Genomic DNA, 19,641 nt, shown 5'->3' with positions numbered 1-19,641 from the left:
AATGTTCATTTTTGCGGAACCAGATGGGAGACAACCGCCTTACCGCCCTTGTCCGCATAGGTTAGCTGGACCTTCTCCCCGACGCGGAGTTTGGTGTCTTCGATCCCTTCGGGCAGGGAGTAAGTCTTGCCGTCCGATAGCGTGATTGTATCGGCATTCTTGCTGATTGCAGTGATCGTGCCGGAAGTCTCGGCGGCATATACGGCACCGATCGGTGCCAGCACCAGCATCGCGGCCATAATCATTTGCGGTTTCATTTGCTTAACCCTTTCAAGATCTCGGCCGCCGATATCTATTTTTCCCGCAACGGCGGCATGATTGCGAAAAAACAAATCATCACTCGCCTCTGAGCTTCTCTGTGACATGTGTTCGGCTGCGTATTGCCTCGCCCGTCGAGGCTATCAGAGCGGCGGCCGCCGTCGTGACGATGAGAGCTGCGAGATAGAGCCAAGGCACCGAAAGCATCTCGGGGGGTGGGTCGAACACCCCTGTCAGCAGCTTGACGAGCACATAGGCAACCAGCACGCCCGCCCCGAGACCCAGGACCATGCCGCTGCCGGTAACCAATGCCGCTTCACTCCATAGGAAGGCGCCGAGCTGTCGTGGTCGGGCTCCTAGAGCCACGAGAATAGCGAAGGAGCGCTCGCGGTCGGCAAAGCCAAGGCCGAGCACCAGTCCGCCCGAAGCAGCAAGCATGACAACCGCGAAGATAAGTTCCAGCCGCGTTAGTCCGGCCAGATCAACTGCAGTGAGGCTCGACCCGATCAGGGCGACGGCATCGCCGATCTGGCTGACCTTGAGTGCGGGGATGCCTGCGGTCGCATTTCGGGCGGCCAGAGCGACGCGGGCCGGATTACCGCTCGATCGAATGAGAACAATCTCGCCTGCCGCGGAACCGGTTTGCCGGGCGATATAGGCCGCATTAGCGACCAGGAACGAATCCTTGGGCGCGGTCGGGAATTCACGCACCACGCCCACGACGCGAAAGGGCACGACGTAATATTGGTGATCGGCTGCGTTTTGCAGACGAAGGTTGATGCTGTCGCCGCGGCTGAGCTGATAGTCGTTCACGGTTTCCTGGGAGACCAGTACGCCATCGGGCGTTTGCGCGAGGTCGGCGAGTGTCCTTCTGGCATTGCCGTTGGCGAAATAGGCATCGGACACGGCCGTAGCCGTCTCGATGCGAGTCGGATCGATGCCGTAGAGATCCTGAAGGTCGGTTCCGACGTATGCGTATCGGTGTTGCATCGGCTGGGCCGCCGCCACGCCCGGTAACTTGGAGAGGCTGCCGAGGACTTGCGAGGCGGGTACAGCGGATGTGCCGGTAACGGTGACGTCGGCACCGTTGGTAAGTTCAGCGTCGACTCGCGCCTGTGCTTCGTAGGTCGCATTGAAAATCGCGGTTGACGATGCAAAGGCGAAAGCAAGTGCGGCCAGGCCGATCCCACCAGTCAGTCGGCGACCTTGTCGCCCAAAGGTTGCAGCCACCACATCCGACAGACGCCCGGCGAGAGGTCGCAAACCCTTGGCGATCACCAATCGGCCTTGCTGCAACCCGGCCCCGACGAGCCGCATGGCCAACAGCGCCAGACCTGTCCAGAGCATCATAGGGGCAAGGAAGGCGGTGTAGTCGACCGCCGCCGCCGGCACGCCCTCCGGCGCGAGAATGACCTGATATCCGCCCGCTGCGGAACGCCAGTAGAACGCCGCAGCGAGCGCAAGCAGCACAAGATCGAGATAGAAGCGGGCCCAGAGCGGTATCCGATCACTGCCGACTGGCAGCCGCGCGGCGGCAACGGTCGACCTGCGAGTGTCACACCAGGCTGGGATCACGATCGCTGCGAGCGAAAGCGCGATCCCTGCCGCCGCCACAGCGCTGAGAAAAGGAAACTCTGTGCTGCGCAAGAGTGCCACCCCGAGGATGAAATGCGCCGCGAGGCCAGCAAGGAGAATACCGAAGATCGCACCGCCGATACCCGCAACCGCCGCTTCAGCGGCAGCCAAACGAAGAACTGTATCGACCGTTGCTCCCCGCAAGCGCAGCAACGCCTGGTCGCGACGGCGCTTGCCGCGCCCAGCTCCCGCTACGGCAAGCGTCAGCAGAATGGCGAGGATTGCTCCTGGAGCACCGAGGAACAGGAAAACCAGCCGCGCATAGAGGGCATCTTCGCGCACCGCTCCCAATCGAGCCGCCAGATTGTTGGCAAGCAGCGCTGTTCCAGCGACGCGAGCTTCGAAATTGTGACCTTGCTCGGTCGCACGGATGCTTGCAGCGACGGGATCGGCGGGCAGACCGCGGTGATCGAGCTTGACGTGAAATTCGGCCTTGACGGTATCGGGCCGCTTGGCGCTTTGCTGCTCAAACACCTGCTGCCACTGGGTTGCCGGCAATAGCAGAACGTTGTCGGGCGGGGCTTGCGGTGCGGCGCCAGCCGCAACACCGATTGCCTGAAACATCGCATCGGCGTTCGGCAAATCGACAATGCCGGCGATCGTCGCCCCGACATCAGGTGCTTGGTGGCGGTGGATGACAAGGTGATCTCCCACCGCGACATGCAGGTTGGCGGCAGTCTGCTGTGCTATCAGGATGCCATCGATCGACCCGACCAGCCGTCGGACTTGTCCGGGGAATTGGTCGAAATAGCTCGGGTCAATACCAAGTACCGTGCCACCGCCCGTGGTCTGAACGGTACCTCCCGTGTTCGCCTCAAAGCCTGGTACGTCAGCATAGTTGATCAACTGCAAGGCGGTGACCGGCGCGGCCGAGCGGATCGCAGCCTCGACTGCGCTGTGATCTGCCCCCGGCAACGACTGGACCTGCCAGTCGACTGGTACCTGGGCGACCGACCGTGCCATCATCTCGGTAGCGCTGGATTGTAAAAAGGCACCCAGGCATGCGATGAAGGCGACTGTCAGCGCTACACCGCCGATGGTGCCGAGGAGGCGACCGGAACGGGTTCGGATAAGTCCGATCAACCAATGCCCGTACATGTGGACCTCTCAATCATGCTCTCTATTCTGCCGCGACGCATCTGCCAGACTTGGTTCATCTTTGCCGCCACACGCTCGTCATGCGTTGCTATGACTATGGCACTTCCGGTCTGCCGCCCCCAGGCAAGTAGGCGGTCGACCAATATTGCACCGCCGGCCTGATCGAGTTGGCCTGTCGGCTCGTCGGCAACAATCAATTCCGGATCTGTTACAACGGCTCGAGCGACGGCGATCCGTTCAGCCTGGCCGCCGGAGAGTTGCTCGGGAAGCTTCTGCGCAAGGGGCTCGACCCCGAAAGTGGCAAGCGCTGTCAGGGCGCGAGCGCGGGCGTCGGAACCGTTACCGAGAAGGATCGGCAGTTCGACGTTCTCGACGGCGGTGAGCGCGGGCATCAGGTTCGCGGATTGGAAAACGACGCCGATCCGCCTGGGACGCAATGTGTCGGACGGACCAAGCCCCGGCCACTCCACTCGTCCTGAGCTCGGGATGTCCAGTCCTGCGATCAGGTTCAAAAGCGTCGTCTTTCCACAGCCAGAGGGTCCCATGATGGCGATGTTTTCGCCGGCGCTAATCCTGAAAGAGCAGCCTTGAACGGCTGACACGACGCCTCGCTCACGCTGGAAGCTGCGCCAAAGGTCGTCGACGGCCACAAGTAAAGCTCTAGCCATGCACAATGCCTCCATCACGGATGTCGACAATGCGATCGGCCCGTGCGGCGAGCGCGGGGCTGTGCGTGACGATCAGGATGGCGGCACCGTTGCGGCAGGTTTCGATTAGACGATCGATGACGAGTTGTTCCGTCGCCGCATCGACCTCGGCAGTGGGCTCATCGCAAAGCAGGATCGACGGTTTTGCCGCGAGCGCCACGGCCAGGCCAGCGCGCGCCGCCTCACCGCCTGAAAGGTGAGCCGGCAAGACATCCGCCAGACCATCAAGGCCCAGGCTGTCGAGAAGGTTATCGATCTCATCCGATCGTCCGTGGCCGGAAATCTCCATCTGTAGACGGATGTTGCATCGTACCGTCAGATGATCGAAAAGATTTCCCGACTGCATCAGCATGCCAAAATGGCGCGCCCTAAGCCGAGCCCGCTCCGGCTCGGGGCGCCGGGTCATGCGCTCGCCCAGGACAGACACCACGCCGCCGTCCGGCTCGTCGAGCCCGGCAAGACAGGCAAGCAGCGTCGATTTCCCGCTGCCCGACGGGCCTCTCAAAGCGGTGAATTCTCCGGCATCGAGCGCGAGGGCAACCCCACGCAAAGCCACGACTTCGTCGTCACCTGCATGATAGAAGCGATAAAGCTCGGCCGCCTCCAGTACGCTCATGTGGTCATCTCCACTGCAAAGAGTTGGAGATCCACTGCCACTGGTCGACATTGTCTGCACCGGCCGGTGCGGCGAGATCGAGCGTGACCGTCTTGCCATCCTTGAACAGAATGAAGCGCTCGTGCTCGAGCCTGATCTGCTTGTTCGTCACCGGATTTGCCACGGAATTCGACACATAACTGATGCGAACGGCCGGCCCCGCTGCAAGCTTTACATTCTTGACGGCAGTGACTTTGACTGCGTGCCCCGCCGCTTTGAGGTCCGGGATTTCGTGTGCATTGGCTGAGGACGCTGTTGGAGCAGCACTCGCGGCGCCAAGGGTAGCATCTATCTCATCGTATTTATCGGAGAACCGAACGCCATGGTCGATCTCGGCGCGTGACCATCCTTCTGGCACCTTCAGAGCATATCCGTCAGGAGAGGTGTAGGTGATGAAGACCTGATTGTCCGGAATGTCACCCGGCGGGGTCGTCTCCGGCGCGGCGAGCTTCTCCTGTGCCAAAGCGGGAGGAAACGCGCCGGATGACATCATGAGCAGCAAGGCTATTGCGGCGGATATTCGATAGCGGACAGTCATGATTGAGCGCTCCTCTGCGGATTTGAGCAGGCATGTGACGCCAGCAGAATTAGGAGGGTCTTAGATGATCAGCCGTCGTGGAGTAGGCTTAAACCAAATCTGTCCAGGTGGATGCGTTTAGGTTACTTTGAAGCATGCGTGTTCTTGTGATTGAAGATGATGTCATGCTCGGCCGGGCTCTCGTACGAGCGCTCGACGATGCAGGCATGTCGGTGGACTGGGTGCGGGATGGCCACCTGGGGCATGAAGCCGTCACGGTTGGCGGGCATGGCCTTGTGCTGCTTGACCTCGGCTTGCCGGGCCGTTCCGGCCTTGAAATTCTTAGCTCGCTGCGGGCAGTTGGAGACAAGAGGCCAATTCTGGTGATCACCGCCCGTGACGAACTCGACGATCGCATCACAGGGCTGGACCTTGGTGCCGACGACTACCTGGTGAAGCCGTTCGAGGTTAAAGAACTACTCGCACGCATGCGCGCTGTCTTGCGCCGCCACGGAGGTCAGGCGATTTCGATCCTCTACACGAGCGAAATCGAGCTCGACCTATCTAGCCATGAGGTGAAATATCGTGGGTGCGGCGAAGTATTGCCAGCGCGCGAATTTGCCCTGCTTCAGGCATTGCTGGAGCGTCCCGGAACCATTCTTTCCCGCTCCCAACTTGAGGAAAGGCTCTATGGTTGGGGAGAGGAGGTGGAAAGCAACGCCATCGACGTCCTCATCCATTACGTGCGACGCAAGTTCGATAAGGACATCATACGCAACGTCCGAGGGGCAGGCTGGATGGTCCCGAAGTGATAAACACAATATCGATCCAACGCACGGCTTTCTTTTGGCTCGCCGGCTTGATGGCGACCATCGGCGCGTGCGCGGCGACAACGTCATACTTCCTCGCTCGGAACGAGGCATCCGACTTCCTTGACAACCAGCTTCGGCAGATCGCCCTTTATGTCGGGGACACGCATTCATCACCCGTGACAGGGCCAGACAGCGGTGCACCGCACGATCCGGAAGACGACTTCGTCATCCAGGTCTGGGATGCGGCCGGAAGCACGTTGCGGCAATCGCATTCCACTATTGGTATTCCCCGCCAATCGGCGACCGGGTTTGCCGACGCTTCGACCGGCAGTGGCAGTTGGCGCGTCTACACGCTGGTCGCACCGGATCGAACTGTTCAGGTTTCCCAGGATATGAGCGTCCGGCAGGAACTGGCGGCTAGTGCGGCGCTCCAGGCGGCACTTCCGATCATCGTTCTCATTCCGTTGTCATTGCTGACGCTGAGCTGGATCATCGATCGGATCATGGCCCGGCTCAATCGCCTCGCCACCGCGGTCGCCTTCCGAGACACGACGGTGGACAGCCCTGTTCCGACCGACGACGTTCCGGCCGAAGTCATTCCCTTCGTAAGTTCGATCAATCTGTTGCTCGCCCGGCTTCGCGCAATGCTGGAGAAACAGCGACGGTTTATTTCTGATGCGGCCCACGAATTGCGTACACCGCTCTCGGCGCTGCAAATTCAAATCGACAACCTTAGGCACGACGACCGGGATGATCGATTTTCCGAGCGTTTGACTGAGCTCGAAGCTGGAGTCCGCAGGGCCACCAGCCTCGTGAGCAAGCTGTTGCGCCTCGCGCGCTACGACGCCCACGAGACCGCCCCCCCGCCGCAGCCGATCGACCTCGTGCAGCTTGCGCTTGACACCATTGCGCGCCTGACCCCGCTCGCCGAGAGCCGGGGGATCGACCTTGGCATCACGCACCGGGACAAGGCCATCACGATCGGTGCGTTAGCTGATTTTGAGATTATCCTCGACAATCTGGTCGAGAACGCCGTGCGGTACACGCCACCGAGCGGAACCGTCGACGTCGCGGTGGCCGTCGCCGGGCGAGAAGCACGAATCGAAATCCGGGACACCGGCCCCGGCATCGCGGAGGAAGAGATGCCACGTGTCTTTGAGCGCTTCTTCCGCGGTGGGCCTCAGGCTGGCGAGGGGAGCGGCCTTGGGCTGGCGATCGCGAAAGCCGCAGCCGAAAGGCAAGGAGCGCGGCTAACACTTGCCATGCGCGAGGACGGTCCTGGCCTTGTCGCAAGCCTCATTGTTCGATTTGAAAGTCGGACAGAGCGCATCGACGTTCCTCTCTAGATTATCTTAATGCTGATTGCCTCCAACGAAACCGTGATGGAGCAGTTTGCCGTTCGAGGCACCCTGGAATTCTTCGATCGGGCATCCTGTGCGCGATGTTTGCGGCTGTCGCTGGCATTACCGCGACGGCCTTTATGTAGAGGGGCCATAGACAGTCAGCGTTCGTCGGTGGCGGCGTTGTCGACAAGCGTCGCCGTGACTTGAGCGGCGGATGGTTCTAGCATTTGTCGCGTTGCTGAATGCGACGCTCGAGGGCGGCTTCAAACGCTCGAAACAATTTCTTCATCACCTGCTCCTTGTAAGGAAACAGCTCCGCTGGATCCATCCAGTGGATGTACATTCCCACATCCACCTCGAAGACCAATAAGCGGCCATCGGGCATTTCGGCGCAGTCGATGGCAAAATAGTCCATTGGGAAAGACCGGTTGAGCTCGGCGAAGGCGTTCGCATGGCGGACAGCGAATTCCTCGTCGAAACTCACCATCCAGGCAGCTTCCTCAGCACGCCTGTCTTCGAAACGCGACATGCCGGCGTTCTGGTAATGCACCATCCAGTGGTCAGAGACAGCCATATGGCTTGCATAGGCATTGCCGTCAATAAAGGCGACGCGCTGCTTACGGAACTTTGCATCCTGGCTGCTGTAATCGATGAACGAGGAAATATAAAAAATCGGGTCGGGATGCGCCTCCAAGAAGCTGAACAACTGCGCGGGGTCGGTGATCTTTTCCATGCCGTGGCCGGCATGGGTATCGAGCGGGCGGACGATGAACGGGTAGGTGACGATGCTACCAGCAGCCTCCAAGGCCAGCGCACCGTCGGCGATATTCCGAAGAACGCTTCCGGAGATTCTGGTGATGGCCGGAGTTACGACGGCAACTCCTTCGCGCAGCATTTCTGCAACGCCATCGCGAGACAAACCCATGACAAGGCGCGGCGCATTGTTCATTATGGGGCCTGGCCAGTCCTGCAACAATCTTTCGAGATTGAGTAGCACAGGCAAATTTTCGGTCGATTCGGAAACAGCGACAAAGGCGACGTCATGGCTCGGAACGTCGTCGAGATTGGCCGTTTCGGCATCGACATAGTGGAGTAGGACGGTGGCGTTTGATTCTTCAAGCAGGAGCTCGATCGGCGTGTTAGCCATGAAGTCGCCTTTTGTGACAAGGACCAGGACATTCACGCCGTTTCCATGGCCGAAAGTTAACCGATAGGTCTTCGAAAGCCGAAGCGCGGCTCTTTGAGCGATAGCAGCCTCGCTTGTTTGTCCTACCGAATTCATAATGATCGACAGGTCGAGGAAAGCTGCGGCATCGGAAGGATCGACTGTCACCCGGCTAAGGAGATCGTTCCATAGGGGCATGAGGTCACGCCCCTCATAGATCGACCGGATGATTTTTGCCTTGCCAATGATATCGATCGGAAATGCCGGTCGTAGGCCGGTCGAAGGCTCCTTCCTCATGATTCGGTCATTCGTTATAGCCCAAACGAAACAATTTACCGCCCATCCAATGAAAAATCCGATGATCGTGCTGACTTCTTTTGGGAGCAGCCAATAGTCGTGGCTATCACCTTTCACTGACGTTTCGCTGAAGTCGGATCACCTCTTCAAGCTCCCAAAATCAACGCTATGCCTTGATTCTAAGGTCCGCATTATTTTCCTAGCCGCGATGTCCATGGTCACACAATTCGCTTCAATCGCTCACTTGAGCTCCGCCCTTCTCGGCGCTCTCTGGCACCGGCCTACGCTCTGCGGGTGCCAGAGAGCGCCGATGCGTACCCGGCCAGCCAGCAGGCAGTGTCTGCCTACGCCCGCGGCGGCAGACCGATACAGCGACCTCGGTTCTTTACCCTCCATGTCCCGGTAGGACCAACGGTTAGGAAATCTGCAAACGAGGCGAGACGCTCAGGATCACGCATAGCCGAAGAAGCGACGTATATGGACAGGGGTACGGGAATATACATCGGCACATTTGCAGAAAATTGCTTGCGGCATTGCAATAGGCGATAACGCACTGCAATATTACTGTCACAAATCTGTGCAGTTGAGGTTCCGTGCGATGAGGATTTGTATCTATAAATCGGAAAGAGCGCCTGAGCTTACCCTCCTGCTGCGAGAAGGATTGCCTATCCCGCTCGATACCAAGATAGACGAATGGACCAAAATCAAGGCAGTCACCGATCGGGAAATCAGAGCAGACCTTCTGATTGAGATTGGTGGCGCCGGATATGCGTTAGTCCGGCTTCACGCGACTAGACGACATTAGGCGGTAGCACCCATCTTGCTGTCGCGTCGTCAACTAAACGCTCGTCGCGTCCCGAGCTTCGGCACCACCAAACATGGAAAAGCTCGCTGCTTACTTGCCCGGACCAATTCCTCACGCCCAGCGAAGGCGAGGATGGACATATGATGGCAATACTCTATCCTTTTCTCATCGCCAGCAGATGAACCCGTAGGCGCTGGCGGCTGAGGGCTGAGAGCTCCCGCCTGCATGCGCAGGACTCGCTCATGGTCGATGATTTCGCCGAGAAATCTCCCAAAATCATCAGCGGAGACGGGCGTCAGCTGCTTGTTCTTATCGCTGAAGATGAATTCCTCATAAAAGCAGATCTCGAAGATGTCGTGAGGGATGCGGGCTTCGAGCATTTCGCCCTTTCGAATGCGGACGAGGCTATCCTTGCTTTGGAAGAGGATTCGGCCCGCTTTTGCGCCCTGATAACCGATATAAAGATGCCAGGAGCGGCAAACGGTTGGGATTTGGCTCGGCGAGCCCGGGAATTACAGCCACACATGCCGGTGATATATATGACTGGCGACAGCGCCCAAGACTGGGCAGCCCAAGGCGTTCCTAACAGCATTTTGCTTCAGAAGCCTTTCGTTCATGCCCAACTCGTCACAGCGTTGACCACTCTTCTTAACGATGCTGCTACGAGCACGGTCGGCCAATAGGATGCCAGCATCACGGACCCGGATCCGCTCGGGGCGCTTAAGCCTCTCTCATCGACGACTTGTGGTTCCATCCTGTCACGCTGGGCATGCCGGCGGCAGGAGGGACGTTCATGGATCTGGAGAATACAGTCCGCTTCCTCCAAGTTTTCGAGCGGAGGAGCGGGAAACCTTTGGGCGAGGGTTAGGTGCCTCCGATGTAGGGCAATTCCGGCTCTTGAAGGGATCTGAACCGGCGACCCTGTTGTTATTGTAACGAGCCGCCGCTATGGCTTTTCAATAGCATATATGGGATTGAGCTTGAGGGAATGCCCAATTTGCGCCGGCGGTGACTGTCCCGTTTGGATGTTGCGGGTGAAGTGGCAGCAATAGAGCGCGGCCATTCACGCCGGGGTTGGCCTGATCGGGACGGCGAGAGGTGTAATGGTAGCTGGAGCTTGTGGGGCGCTGAACTTCGATCGGTCCTCTGCGAGGCAGCACGAAAGGCATAATCAAGCGCGGCCGCGCAACGTCCCATTAAGGGGTAAATTGAGTAAAGGTGATCGAAGTGTACACCTCAGGAAGAACTTCCTTCATCACATCTCGCTCTGCCGCCGAGGCTCCAGATGCTACAACAATGGGATTGCTACGTCGTCCCAATAGGCGGATGTAGCCGGCATCGACAATTTGCCCGGCACCAATTGTAATCGTGCTGGCGCCTCCGAGCGGGCTAACGTAACTGAACAGAAAATTATGGTCACCACCGGCCTCGACCTTTACGCCGTTGCTAAACTGGCTGATGCCGTACTGGCAATCTGCATAGGTGATGGCATAGCGGCCGGGTGCGATAGGCCTGAAAGACTGGGCATAGGAGCTGGCGTTCGCCACGCGATAAAGGAAAGTCGCCTTCATATCCTTCGGCGATCTCAGCGTTCGAAGACTTGCTCATTTTATGGCTCCTGCGATCGGTTCGTTGCCCGTGGCAAGGCGTCGCCAGATCGGGGCCATCGCTTCGGCCATATCGCGGTAGAGGCCGTAGCGCCGCTCATAATGCGCTTCCAGATGCCTGTTTGGAACGTAGCTGCGCTCCATTCGCACCATCGAGGCCGCGCCCGCTGTAAAATCCGCAAAGATACCGGCGCCGGTTCCCGCCGCGATCGCTGCCCCGAGCGCACCGGTCTCGCGCGAGCGTGCGATCGACACCGGCAGTCCCAGCACATCGGCAAATATCTGCGGCCAGATCAAACTTCGGGAACCACCGCCAGAAAGCACGGCGTCGTTGAAGACGGCTCCTGCCCGGCGCATCGTCTCTATATGCTGGCGATGACCGAAGGCGACCCCTTCCAAGACAGCGCGCACAAGGTGCCCCTTGCTATGCCAACCGGCAACCCCATAGAAGCCGGCGCGGGCATTGCCGTCCTGCTGAGCGCCGTAGAGAAAGGGATGATAGAGTGGATCGTCCGCCGCCGGCACAATAGCGGCGGCAAGCTCGCCGCAAAGATCAAAGGGCGAGCCTCCATCCGCCGGAACAGCAGAGAAGAATTCCCGCACCAGCCATTCGAGGTTCGCAGCCGAAGTGGCGCTGGACTCGATCGCCATATAGCGCTCCCGGTCGAAAGTAGAGGACATGAAGATGGGGCCTGCCAGTTGCGGCCTGTCGATGATGACCTGATTAATGCTCCAGGTTCCCGCGATGATCGAGGCGTCCCCAGTCCGTGTGACGCCGGAGCCGATGGCCGACGCGATGACATCGAACAGACCACCGACGACGGGCGTGCCGACGGCAAGCCCTGTCTGACTGGCGGCCTCTTCGGTGATGTGCCCTGCGATATCGGCGCTCTCGATCAACGGCGGCAGAAGCTCCATGCAGTCGCCAAGGCCATAGGCCTCCATCAACACGCGATCGTAGCGGCGATTGGCGACATCAAGCAGGCCGCAGCCGGTCATATCCGAGACTTCGCTGACCCGCATGCCGGTGAGCCGATTGACGATGAAGTCCTTGCACAGGAAGACCGTCCCAATTCTTGCGAAGGTCTCGGGCCGATGCTGTTTTAGCCAGGCGAGCAGTGTTGGCGTCTGCGACGGCCAGGGCCGCTGCTGGCCGATCGGATAGGTGCGGTCGCCGACGCCTTGAGCCTGCCATTGCTCGACAAGGCCAGCCGCGCGCGTATCCAGCGACTGAATGCCGAGCAGCGGCTGACCATCACGATCGAGCGCATAAAGCCCGTTTCCGTGGCCGGCACAGCCCACCGCGGCAATATCCTGCGGTTGGATCGCGGCCTGTTCGATGCAATTGCGGATGACCTTGCGGGCATTGGCCCAAAGCTCGTCGAGCCCGCGCTCCACCTGTCCGGCACATGGCATGCGGCTATGGCCCTCTTCTGCCGCCGCCGCGATTTCGTTGCCCTCCCGGTCAAAGATCACCGCCTTGATGACGGTGTTGCCGGCGTCGAGCCCCAAGAGATAATCTGCCATGCAAAGCCCCTCCCAAGGCTCCAGTCTTTACGATCAGCCGCGCTGGTAAAGCGCGAAGGCGTCCTCGCCGCTGGCATCGTCATGTATGATCGCCATCAGCCCGCGCACGACAGCGCTCGGATTGGCATGCTGATAGATATTGCGTCCATAGACCATGCCCACGGCGCCCTGTCGCATCAAGGCCGCCGATTTATCGAAGACGGCGCGAAGGTCTTCCTTGCCGCCGCCGCGCACCAGGACCGGGCAACGGGCCGCCTCGACCACCCTGTGAAAATCCTCCGCATTCGTCGTTGGGTCGGCCTTGACGATATCCGCTCCCATCTCGCGGGCAAGCCGCGTCAAGGTGACGATCTTGTCGGCGTCACCGTCGACCATGTAGCCGCCAGCCGTGTCTACCGGCTGCATGACAAGCGGTTCGATCATCAGCGGCAGGCCGTATTTATCGCAATCGGCGCGCACACGCGCAATATTCTGCACGCATTGGCGAAACAGATCTGGCTCGTCGGGCAGCATGAAGAGATTGACGACGACGCAGGCCGCATCCATCTCGATTGCGCCGATCAAAGGCTCAGCTTCGTTCTGGAGCACCGCCCACATATGCCGATGCCGCGTACGGTTATAGGGGTTTCCCATGTCGATACGCATCACAAGCGCCGGCTTATCCTTGGCCGCAACATTCTGCAGCAGATCTGCCTGCCCGTAATTCATCTGGATTGCGTCGGGTGCTGCCTTCACCAGGGTCTCGACGACGGCCGGCATGTCTTCGAGACCATTGAGGAAGGACGGTTCGTTGCAGACACCGTGATCGATGGCCACATCCAGGCAGCGGCCGCCATTGAACAGCCGGTTCATCCGGACTTTGCTGTTGTTTCGCATTCTAGGCTCCTTTGTTCGTTTCGTTCGGAAAGGGTGCTTTCGGTGACGCCGTGGCGGTCACGCAGCAGGGTGAGGAAACGTTCGCGCTCCGCGCTCCGCTCCGCCGGTGTCCAGGCTTTTTCCTTGGCCAGAAGATCGAGCGTCGCGTCCATCATCTGCTGTGAAAGGTTGCCCGATATGGCAAGCGTGGTGCGCCTCAGCAGCAGATCGTCGAGATGCTCCACTGCTTCGTTGCGGATGAGAAAGATGAGCTCGCGCTCGGAATAATCCGGATGCGGCATGGGTCTGTCGGACGCTGTTGCAATGAAGCCGGCGATTGCTTCGGCCTGCGTGCCGTAGCGAGCGAAAAGCACGGCCATGCGGCTACCCGGAATTCCCTTTTCAGTGGCCACCTGGGCGATCCATGCGGCACGGTCGAGCGGAAATCGTCGACCTCCGCCGATCGCGCGGTCGGCTGTCGAAATTCGCCGCTCTTTCCCCAGCCGCTCGAGGGCGAGATCGGCCGCAAGTTCGCCGAAAGAGCGAAATGTCGTCCATTTGCCACCGATCATGCACACCACCGATGGGCCGCCATCGGCAGCATCGACGACCGTGCAGAAATGATCGCGCGGGATGCGGCCAGTAAAGCTGTCGGTGCTCGCTGGTAGCGGACGCACGCCCGAGAACTGGAAGCTGACCTCTTCCGGCCGGATTTTGATATCGGGAAGAACGAAGGACAAGGATTGGAGGATGTAGTCCCGCTCGTCCGCCTCGCAGCGCACGCTGTCGGGATCGTCGATGCGGATATCGGTCGACCCGACCAGAACCTTACCCAGGTAAGGAAACAGGATGCAGATCCGGCCATCTTCGTTCTCGTAATAGATCATGTGGCCGGCGAGCGCATTGTAGAGCGCCGTATTGTCGATGATGAGATGAGACCCTTTGGTTCCACCCACAAGAGGGACCGTCCGTGTTTCGGGTTTAAGGAGCATGCCGTTGGTAATGTCGATCCATCCGCCAGTTGCATTGATGATGAGTGACGGCTCGATCGTCACCGAAGAGCCGGTGATGGTGTCGTGCACGAGATATCGGCCCGCACCTGTCGCGCCGATATCCGCGTAGTTCAGTGCCCTCGATCCGCTGGACAGCCCGTCATCCAGCAACTCGATGCCGAGGCGCTCCGGATGGCTGACCCAGGCGTCGTAATAGGTGGCGGAACTCTTGATGCCGGAATTGAGCGCCGGCCACTTGGCGAGCGTGCTGCGCCGACCGCGAAACTGATGGCGCGGCATCATCGCCCGCTTGCGCGTCAGGAAGTCATAGATACCGAGTCCCGCCTTGATCGCGATGGCGCCGCGGCGGCTGGGCCGGCGTGACAATCCCAGGAAGCGGACCAATCCGTTGCCGAGCCCGGAGAAGATGTCGAAGACCGGCACCGTCGTCGGCAGCGGGGCGACATAGTGTGGAGCATTGCGCAGCAGCCGGTCACGCTCGACGAGCGATTCCTGTACCAGCTTGAACTCGCCATTCTCAAGATAGCGAAGGCCGCCATGCACCATGCGCGATAGTGCAGCGCTCGCCCCGGAGCAATAATCATGCTTCTCGACCAGAAGCACGTGAAGCCCCTGCAGCGCCAGCTCGCGGAAGACGCTGATGCCGTTGATGCCGCCGCCGATGACACACACGTCCACCTTCGAGCTCCGGCGAAGCCCGTCCAACGTCTCTTCACGATTCATGATGGTGATCCGTTACCTGTCCATATCGGTCAGTTTCGTTGAAATGGCTGCATCGATGGCTGCTTGATCGTCCGCGTCCAACCGAATGGTTCCGGCCCTTGCATTGTCGAGCGCCTGCGCTGGGTTGCGCGCACCGCAAAGAGCAAAGGTGACGCCGGGCTGGGCAAGCGTCCAGGCTATGACGATCTGGGCAATGCTGGCCTTGTGCCGATCGGCAACGGGTCGGATGGCAGCCGCAAAGGCGAACGCTTTCTCACGGTTGGAAACGGAAAAACGCGGATTGTCGCGCCGTTGGTCGTCACCGGAAAAGATGCGCTCAGGCCCGATCGCACCGGAAAGAAGACCGAGCGCCAGAGAGGAATAGCTGAGCGTCGAGATGCCGTTCGCCCGGCTGAGCTGCAGCAGATCGGCCTCGATCTCTCGGTCGAGCATGCTGAAGCGTTCCTGGATGGCATCGAGACCGCCGATTGAAACATAGGCTTCGAGCTCGGCGGCGCTGACATTGCTGGCGCCGATCGCGCGGATCTTGCCTGACGTCTTCAGGTCCTCGAGGGCGCGCATCGTCTCCTCGATCGGCGTCGTCGGGTCTTGCCAATGGGTAATATAGAGGTCGATATAATCGGTGCCGAGACGCCGCAGGCTTTCCTCGACTTCGTGGAAGATCGCGGCGCGACCAAGATAGCGGTGAACCGGCTGGCCATCCTGATCGAAGAAATGCCTGCCCTTCTCGGTGTGCCATACGAGGCCGCATTTGGTCGCGATGACAGCCTTGTCGCGACGGCCGGCAAGCGCCTTACCAACGATCTCTTCCGATCGTCCGAGGCCGTAGGCCGGCGCGGTATCGATCAGCCTGACACCGGCATCCAGTGACGCATGGATCGCCACGATCGATTCCGCCTCGTCCGTGCCTCCCCACATCCAACCGCCGATTGCCCATGTCCCGAGACCGACTGCCGAGGCGCTGACGCCTGAGCTGCCTATAGCGCGTATTAATTGTTGCCCGCTCATGCGCGTTGTCCCTCCCCCTTTGCCAGCGCAAGCACGCGCGCTCCGGTCGCCTCGTCCGTTACCAGCGTATCGAGATGATGACCGCGCATGACGCTGAGGATCGGTCCTGCCTTGTTCGGACCACTGGCCACACCGATCTTCGTTGGGATCGACGCAAATTCCGCAAGGGTGAGCGAGACCAGCGACCGGTTGAGGCTGTAGTCGCAGACGCTGCCGCGGTCATCGAGCAGATGGGCCAGCAACTCGCATGAAGCGCCGGAACGCTCGATTGCCGCGCGATCGGTACTAGAAGAGGGATGCAGGTCATAATAGCTTGAGTCGTCGGAGAGAATGGAACCGATGCCGACGACCGCGACCTTGGCCTCTCGCGCCTGCCTGAAGACGTCGGCGACAGAACGCATGTTGATCAGCATGTCGCGTTCAGCCGCGCTATCGGCGAAGAGAGGCGCGTGGATCTGGAACGAGTGGCCACCGAGCTGGTCGGCCATCATCGTCGAGACGTGGTTCACATCGGTATAATGCTTGCCCTGAACACAGCCGGTTGCGGGGACGACGGCAACATCGAAGCGGCGCGACGTCTGAAGGCCGGCCACGACCGCGCTGACACCCTTGCCGCCGGTGATGCAGATGGTGTCGCCATCCACAATCTGTTCGAGAAGCAGCCGGGCTGCGGCTTCGCCCACGGTCTGCAGCGTCGTCTGCAGATTATCGGATACCGTCGGTACCACGATGGCGCGGCTGATGCCACCAAGGGCGAGAAGCTGCTCTTCCATGTCGACCAAGGGTTCGACCGGGGATTTGATCTTGATCTCGACGAGACCGAGCTGGCGGCCACGCTTGATCAGTCGGTTGACGGTCGCATGCGAGAGGCCGAGCTGATCGGCGATTTGCGCCTGCGTCAAGCCTTCGAGGAAATGGAGAACGAGAGCCTGGTGCATCTGGCGCGCGATGACGATCTCCTCGCGAGGCGCGGATGGGGATTTCGGCTTTGCAATCGGCATGTCAGGCAATCTTCCGCTTATGAAGGAAATGGTCGATGGAAACAGCAGTCAGGAGAATGCAGCCTTTGATCATGTCCTGCCAATAGACCGATACATTGAGCAGGATCAGCGAGCTCGAGACCACCGACAGAAGCGCAATGCCGAGGATGGCGCCGAGGATCGTGCCGGAGCCGCCGCTCAAGGATGCGCCGCCGATAACGGCCGCCGCGATGATATTGAGCTCCATTCCGACGCCGAAGGTCGGGGTAGCAGCACCAAACCGCGACATATAGATGACGCCGGCAACCCCCGACAGCGTCGCGCAGAGGACGGTAACCCAGAACTTGACCTGGTTGGTCTTGATCCCGGAGTAAAGCGCCGCCTTCTCATTGCTGCCAGTGTAGAAGACCTTGCGGAAAGCCGTTGCACGCCTCAGCAGGAAATCGAAGATGGCGACAACAGCGACAAAAATCAGGATCACATAGGGGATGCCATAGAGCGTGCCTTGCCCGACGGCCTTGAAAGAAGGGGGCAGCGTGAACAGCGAGAGCGGAGTTCCCTTGGTGATGATGAGGCAGATGCCCCGCACGATCACCATGGCGGCCAGCGACGTGATGAAGTGATTAAGGCCGATGACGGTGACGAAGAAGCCCATGGCACAGCCGATCAGCGCGCTGGCGAGAATGCCGATCAGCGAGGCGCTCCATGGGTCCACGCCCATCAGGAACAGCGATCCCGACAGGACCATCGAGAAGCAAACGACCGACCCGACGGAGAGATCTATGCCACCGACGATCAGAAGGATCGTCATGCCGACGACGACAATCCCCTCTACCGAGAACGACATCAGCATCGCCCTGAAATTGCCGAGCGTAAGAAAGTGCGGAGAGGCAAAACTCATGAGGATGCAGAGGGTAAGAATAATGGCGATCAGCCCTGCTTCCCGCATTGTTCCAAGCTTCCTCCGGGAGAAAGCGCGCTCCTTCGTCACCGCCAATGCGTGATCTGTCATTGCCTTATCCCCCGCCTCTACTTTTTCCTCAGACGGCATGCTCTGATGCCTTCGATGTGATGTGTTGTCTCGCACCAACACCGGATGCGAGCCGCATGATGGCTTCCTCCGTCATCGCCGCGCCTTCGACGTCGCCAGCGACGCTGCCTTCGCGGATGACGATCGCCCGGTCGCAGAGACCGAGAAGCTCCTGCAGTTCCGAGGTGATGACGACGATGCCGATCCCGGAGCGCGCGAGATCACGCAGCAAGCGGTGAATCTCGGACTTCGCGCCGACGTCGATGCCGCGCGTCGGCTCATCCAGCAGGATCACTTTCGGATCGACCGCCAGTTGCTTTGCAATGGCAACCTTCTGCTGATTACCGCCCGAGAGCGATGAGACCGGCAGGTTAATACCGCCCATGCGAACGCCGAGACGGCGTGCAAGGTCGCCTGCCCGCTCGGCCTCTGCCTTCGCATTCAAGAGCCCGAACCGTCCGGTTAGCGACTTCAAATCGAGAACGGCAATGTTTTGTGCAATCGACAGATCGAGAAAGACGCCGGAACCCTTGCGATCCTCGGAGAGATAGACGACGCCAGCCCGTACCGCTTCCGCATAGGACGTCACCCGAAGCGCCTTGCCCCGCAATCGGACCTCGCCTGTGGTCGTCTGGCGCAGTCCGCAGATACCTTCGGCAATCTCGGTCCGTCCGGAGCCGATCAGGCCGCCGATACCGAGAATTTCGCCTTTGCGCAATTCGAAACTGACATCGTGAAACCGTCTGCCATCGCCGAGATTGTGGATGGAAAGAATAGCCTCGCTTGTGCGCTCGGCTTCGTTCTGCTTTTCCGGATAGAGCTGGGTGATTTCACGGCCGACCATGCAGCGCACCACATCATCAGCCGTGATATCCGATACTCGTTCCGTCGAGACATAGCGGCCGTCGCGAAAGACGGTAACACGATCACAAAGGCTGAAGATTTCCGCCATGCGGTGGCTGATATAGACGATCGAAATGCCCTGAGCCTTCAGATCGTTAATGATGCCGAAGAGCAGCTGCGCCTCCGCGACCGTCAATGCCGCGGTCGGCTCGTCGAAGATCAGAATACGGCAGTCGAGCGTCAGCGCTTTGGCGATCTCGACCAGCTGCTGGCTTGAGATCGGCAGTTCGCCGACCCTCCGGCGGACATCGATCGGAGCAAGACGGTCCATCACTGCCTGCGCTTCCCGCTCCAGCCTTGAGAAATTCATGAGGGGCGAGCGGCGGCGGTTTGTCGCCGCCATGAACATGTTCTCGGCAACGGTGGCGTCCGGGCAGAGCGCGATTTCCTGATGGACGAGGCCGATGCCCAGCGACTGAGCAGTGGCTGGAGAAGCAATCTTCACGAGCGCGCCATCGATGAGGATATCTCCCTCATCCGGCTGCAGCACGCCGGCGATGATATTCATGAGCGTCGACTTGCCCGCGCCATTCTCGCCGCAGAGGGCATGCACCTCGCCCCTTTCAAGCGTGAATGTCACATCCGTCAGCGCCTTGATGGCACCGAAGCATTTGCTGACATCGCGTATCTCCAAGACCGGTGCTGGCATCATAACGTCCCCTTCCCTACCCTACATCGGCTGTCCGGGGACTCACCCGGACAA

The 19,641-nt window shown here is 59.9% G+C and carries 17 protein-coding genes; 3 read left to right on the top strand and 14 right to left on the bottom strand.

Annotation, left to right across the window (positions count from 1 at the left end):
• Window positions 1–5: 5 nt before the first annotated feature.
• The 5 genes from RTCIAT899_RS22680 to RTCIAT899_RS22660 are packed head-to-tail and all read right to left on the bottom strand — an operon-like array spanning window position 6 to window position 4,891.
• Window positions 6–365 carry a DUF1344 domain-containing protein gene (locus tag RTCIAT899_RS22680; protein ID WP_244441530.1) on the bottom strand — a complete coding sequence of 120 codons (360 nt, stop codon included), beginning with the start codon at window positions 363–365 and terminating at the stop codon, window positions 6–8.
• Window positions 337–2,991 carry an ABC transporter permease gene (locus RTCIAT899_RS22675; RefSeq protein ID WP_015342133.1) on the bottom strand — a complete coding sequence of 885 codons (2,655 nt, stop codon included), beginning with the start codon at window positions 2,989–2,991 and terminating at the stop codon, window positions 337–339. Before RTCIAT899_RS22675 ends, RTCIAT899_RS22680 begins: the two co-directional genes overlap by 29 nt.
• A complete protein-coding gene (locus tag RTCIAT899_RS22670) occupies window positions 2,973–3,659 on the bottom strand; it encodes an ABC transporter ATP-binding protein (RefSeq protein ID WP_041678101.1) in 687 nt (228 codons plus the stop codon). The genes RTCIAT899_RS22675 and RTCIAT899_RS22670 overlap by 19 nt, the downstream gene beginning before the upstream one ends.
• Window positions 3,652–4,314 carry an ABC transporter ATP-binding protein gene (locus RTCIAT899_RS22665; RefSeq protein WP_015342131.1) on the bottom strand — a complete coding sequence of 221 codons (663 nt, stop codon included), beginning with the start codon at window positions 4,312–4,314 and terminating at the stop codon, window positions 3,652–3,654. The genes RTCIAT899_RS22670 and RTCIAT899_RS22665 overlap by 8 nt, the downstream gene beginning before the upstream one ends.
• 4 nt (window positions 4,315–4,318) lie before the next feature.
• Window positions 4,319–4,891 (bottom strand): DcrB/PsbP domain-containing protein, encoded by a 573-nt coding sequence (locus RTCIAT899_RS22660; protein WP_015341869.1) that lies wholly within the window; start codon window positions 4,889–4,891, stop codon window positions 4,319–4,321.
• A 134-nt stretch (window positions 4,892–5,025) separates the two neighbouring features.
• Here RTCIAT899_RS22660 and RTCIAT899_RS22655 point away from each other — a divergent pair, with 134 nt between their 5' ends.
• Together RTCIAT899_RS22655 and RTCIAT899_RS22650 are read left to right on the top strand one after the other, a co-directional pair.
• Window positions 5,026–5,682, top strand: coding sequence for a response regulator transcription factor (locus RTCIAT899_RS22655; protein ID WP_015342130.1), 657 nt, complete (start codon window positions 5,026–5,028; stop codon window positions 5,680–5,682).
• Between the two features lie 50 nt (window positions 5,683–5,732).
• Entirely contained in the window at window positions 5,733–7,028 is a 1,296-nt protein-coding gene (locus RTCIAT899_RS22650; protein WP_015342129.1) for an ATP-binding protein, read from the top strand.
• A gap of 217 nt (window positions 7,029–7,245) precedes the next feature.
• On the opposite strand, the gene RTCIAT899_RS22645 is transcribed toward RTCIAT899_RS22650, so the two are convergent.
• Entirely contained in the window at window positions 7,246–8,604 is a 1,359-nt protein-coding gene (locus RTCIAT899_RS22645; RefSeq protein ID WP_244441529.1) for an ATP-grasp domain-containing protein, read from the bottom strand.
• Between the two features lie 930 nt (window positions 8,605–9,534).
• On the opposite strand from RTCIAT899_RS22645, the gene RTCIAT899_RS22635 reads away from it, so the two are divergent.
• Window positions 9,535–9,975, top strand: coding sequence for a response regulator (locus RTCIAT899_RS22635; protein ID WP_015342125.1), 441 nt, complete (start codon window positions 9,535–9,537; stop codon window positions 9,973–9,975).
• A 513-nt stretch (window positions 9,976–10,488) separates the two neighbouring features.
• On the opposite strand, the gene RTCIAT899_RS22630 is transcribed toward RTCIAT899_RS22635, so the two are convergent.
• From RTCIAT899_RS22630 to RTCIAT899_RS22595, 8 genes are read right to left on the bottom strand one after another with little or no spacing between them, the layout of a single operon-like run.
• On the bottom strand, window positions 10,489–10,863 hold the full coding sequence (locus RTCIAT899_RS22630; RefSeq protein ID WP_015342124.1) for a hypothetical protein: 375 nt from the start codon (window positions 10,861–10,863) through the stop codon (window positions 10,489–10,491).
• 33 nt (window positions 10,864–10,896) lie between these two features.
• On the bottom strand, window positions 10,897–12,426 hold the full coding sequence (locus tag RTCIAT899_RS22625; protein ID WP_015342123.1) for an FGGY-family carbohydrate kinase: 1,530 nt from the start codon (window positions 12,424–12,426) through the stop codon (window positions 10,897–10,899).
• A 33-nt stretch (window positions 12,427–12,459) separates the two neighbouring features.
• Window positions 12,460–13,302, bottom strand: a complete 843-nt coding sequence (locus RTCIAT899_RS22620) for a class I fructose-bisphosphate aldolase (protein WP_015342122.1) — start codon at window positions 13,300–13,302, stop codon at window positions 12,460–12,462.
• Window positions 13,275–15,017 (bottom strand): glycerol-3-phosphate dehydrogenase/oxidase, encoded by a 1,743-nt coding sequence (locus RTCIAT899_RS22615; protein ID WP_015342121.1) that lies wholly within the window; start codon window positions 15,015–15,017, stop codon window positions 13,275–13,277. Before RTCIAT899_RS22615 ends, RTCIAT899_RS22620 begins: the two co-directional genes overlap by 28 nt.
• Before the next feature lie 12 nt (window positions 15,018–15,029).
• A complete protein-coding gene (locus tag RTCIAT899_RS22610; RefSeq protein ID WP_015342120.1) occupies window positions 15,030–16,025 on the bottom strand; it encodes an aldo/keto reductase in 996 nt (331 codons plus the stop codon).
• On the bottom strand, window positions 16,022–17,026 hold the full coding sequence (locus RTCIAT899_RS22605) for a sugar-binding transcriptional regulator (protein WP_015342119.1): 1,005 nt from the start codon (window positions 17,024–17,026) through the stop codon (window positions 16,022–16,024). The genes RTCIAT899_RS22610 and RTCIAT899_RS22605 overlap by 4 nt, the downstream gene beginning before the upstream one ends.
• 1 nt (window position 17,027) lies before the next feature.
• Window positions 17,028–18,017, bottom strand: a complete 990-nt coding sequence (locus RTCIAT899_RS22600) for an ABC transporter permease (protein WP_015342118.1) — start codon at window positions 18,015–18,017, stop codon at window positions 17,028–17,030.
• 28 nt (window positions 18,018–18,045) lie between these two features.
• Window positions 18,046–19,590, bottom strand: a complete 1,545-nt coding sequence (locus tag RTCIAT899_RS22595; protein ID WP_015342117.1) for a sugar ABC transporter ATP-binding protein — start codon at window positions 19,588–19,590, stop codon at window positions 18,046–18,048.
• Window positions 19,591–19,641: the final 51 nt, after the last annotated feature.

Source organism: Rhizobium tropici CIAT 899, from assembly GCF_000330885.1.
Classification (GTDB): Bacteria; Pseudomonadota; Alphaproteobacteria; order Rhizobiales; family Rhizobiaceae; genus Rhizobium; species Rhizobium tropici.
Note: the sequence above shows the minus strand (reverse complement) of the source record. Positions and strands in the feature narration are given on the sequence as shown.

What these genes read in the sequence shown, in the direction of transcription:
- RTCIAT899_RS22650 (WP_015342129.1), top strand. Translation starts at nt 5,733, where the DNA reads ATGGCGACCATCGGCGCGTGCGCGGCGACAACGTCATACTTCCTCGCT.
- RTCIAT899_RS22605 (WP_015342119.1), bottom strand. Translation starts at nt 17,026, where the DNA reads ATGCCGATTGCAAAGCCGAAATCCCCATCCGCGCCTCGCGAGGAGATC.
- RTCIAT899_RS22620 (WP_015342122.1), bottom strand. Translation starts at nt 13,302, where the DNA reads ATGCGAAACAACAGCAAAGTCCGGATGAACCGGCTGTTCAATGGCGGC.
- RTCIAT899_RS22600 (WP_015342118.1), bottom strand. Translation starts at nt 18,017, where the DNA reads ATGACAGATCACGCATTGGCGGTGACGAAGGAGCGCGCTTTCTCCCGG.
- RTCIAT899_RS22680 (WP_244441530.1), bottom strand. Translation starts at nt 365, where the DNA reads ATGTCACAGAGAAGCTCAGAGGCGAGTGATGATTTGTTTTTTCGCAAT.
- RTCIAT899_RS22595 (WP_015342117.1), bottom strand. Translation starts at nt 19,590, where the DNA reads ATGATGCCAGCACCGGTCTTGGAGATACGCGATGTCAGCAAATGCTTC.
- RTCIAT899_RS22630 (WP_015342124.1), bottom strand. Translation starts at nt 10,863, where the DNA reads ATGAAGGCGACTTTCCTTTATCGCGTGGCGAACGCCAGCTCCTATGCC.
- RTCIAT899_RS22665 (WP_015342131.1), bottom strand. Translation starts at nt 4,314, where the DNA reads ATGAGCGTACTGGAGGCGGCCGAGCTTTATCGCTTCTATCATGCAGGT.
- RTCIAT899_RS22610 (WP_015342120.1), bottom strand. Translation starts at nt 16,025, where the DNA reads ATGAGCGGGCAACAATTAATACGCGCTATAGGCAGCTCAGGCGTCAGC.
- RTCIAT899_RS22670 (WP_041678101.1), bottom strand. Translation starts at nt 3,659, where the DNA reads ATGGCTAGAGCTTTACTTGTGGCCGTCGACGACCTTTGGCGCAGCTTC.
- RTCIAT899_RS22615 (WP_015342121.1), bottom strand. Translation starts at nt 15,017, where the DNA reads ATGAATCGTGAAGAGACGTTGGACGGGCTTCGCCGGAGCTCGAAGGTG.
- RTCIAT899_RS22635 (WP_015342125.1), top strand. Translation starts at nt 9,535, where the DNA reads ATGGTCGATGATTTCGCCGAGAAATCTCCCAAAATCATCAGCGGAGAC.
- RTCIAT899_RS22625 (WP_015342123.1), bottom strand. Translation starts at nt 12,426, where the DNA reads ATGGCAGATTATCTCTTGGGGCTCGACGCCGGCAACACCGTCATCAAG.
- RTCIAT899_RS22655 (WP_015342130.1), top strand. Translation starts at nt 5,026, where the DNA reads ATGCGTGTTCTTGTGATTGAAGATGATGTCATGCTCGGCCGGGCTCTC.
- RTCIAT899_RS22675 (WP_015342133.1), bottom strand. Translation starts at nt 2,991, where the DNA reads ATGTACGGGCATTGGTTGATCGGACTTATCCGAACCCGTTCCGGTCGC.
- RTCIAT899_RS22660 (WP_015341869.1), bottom strand. Translation starts at nt 4,891, where the DNA reads ATGACTGTCCGCTATCGAATATCCGCCGCAATAGCCTTGCTGCTCATG.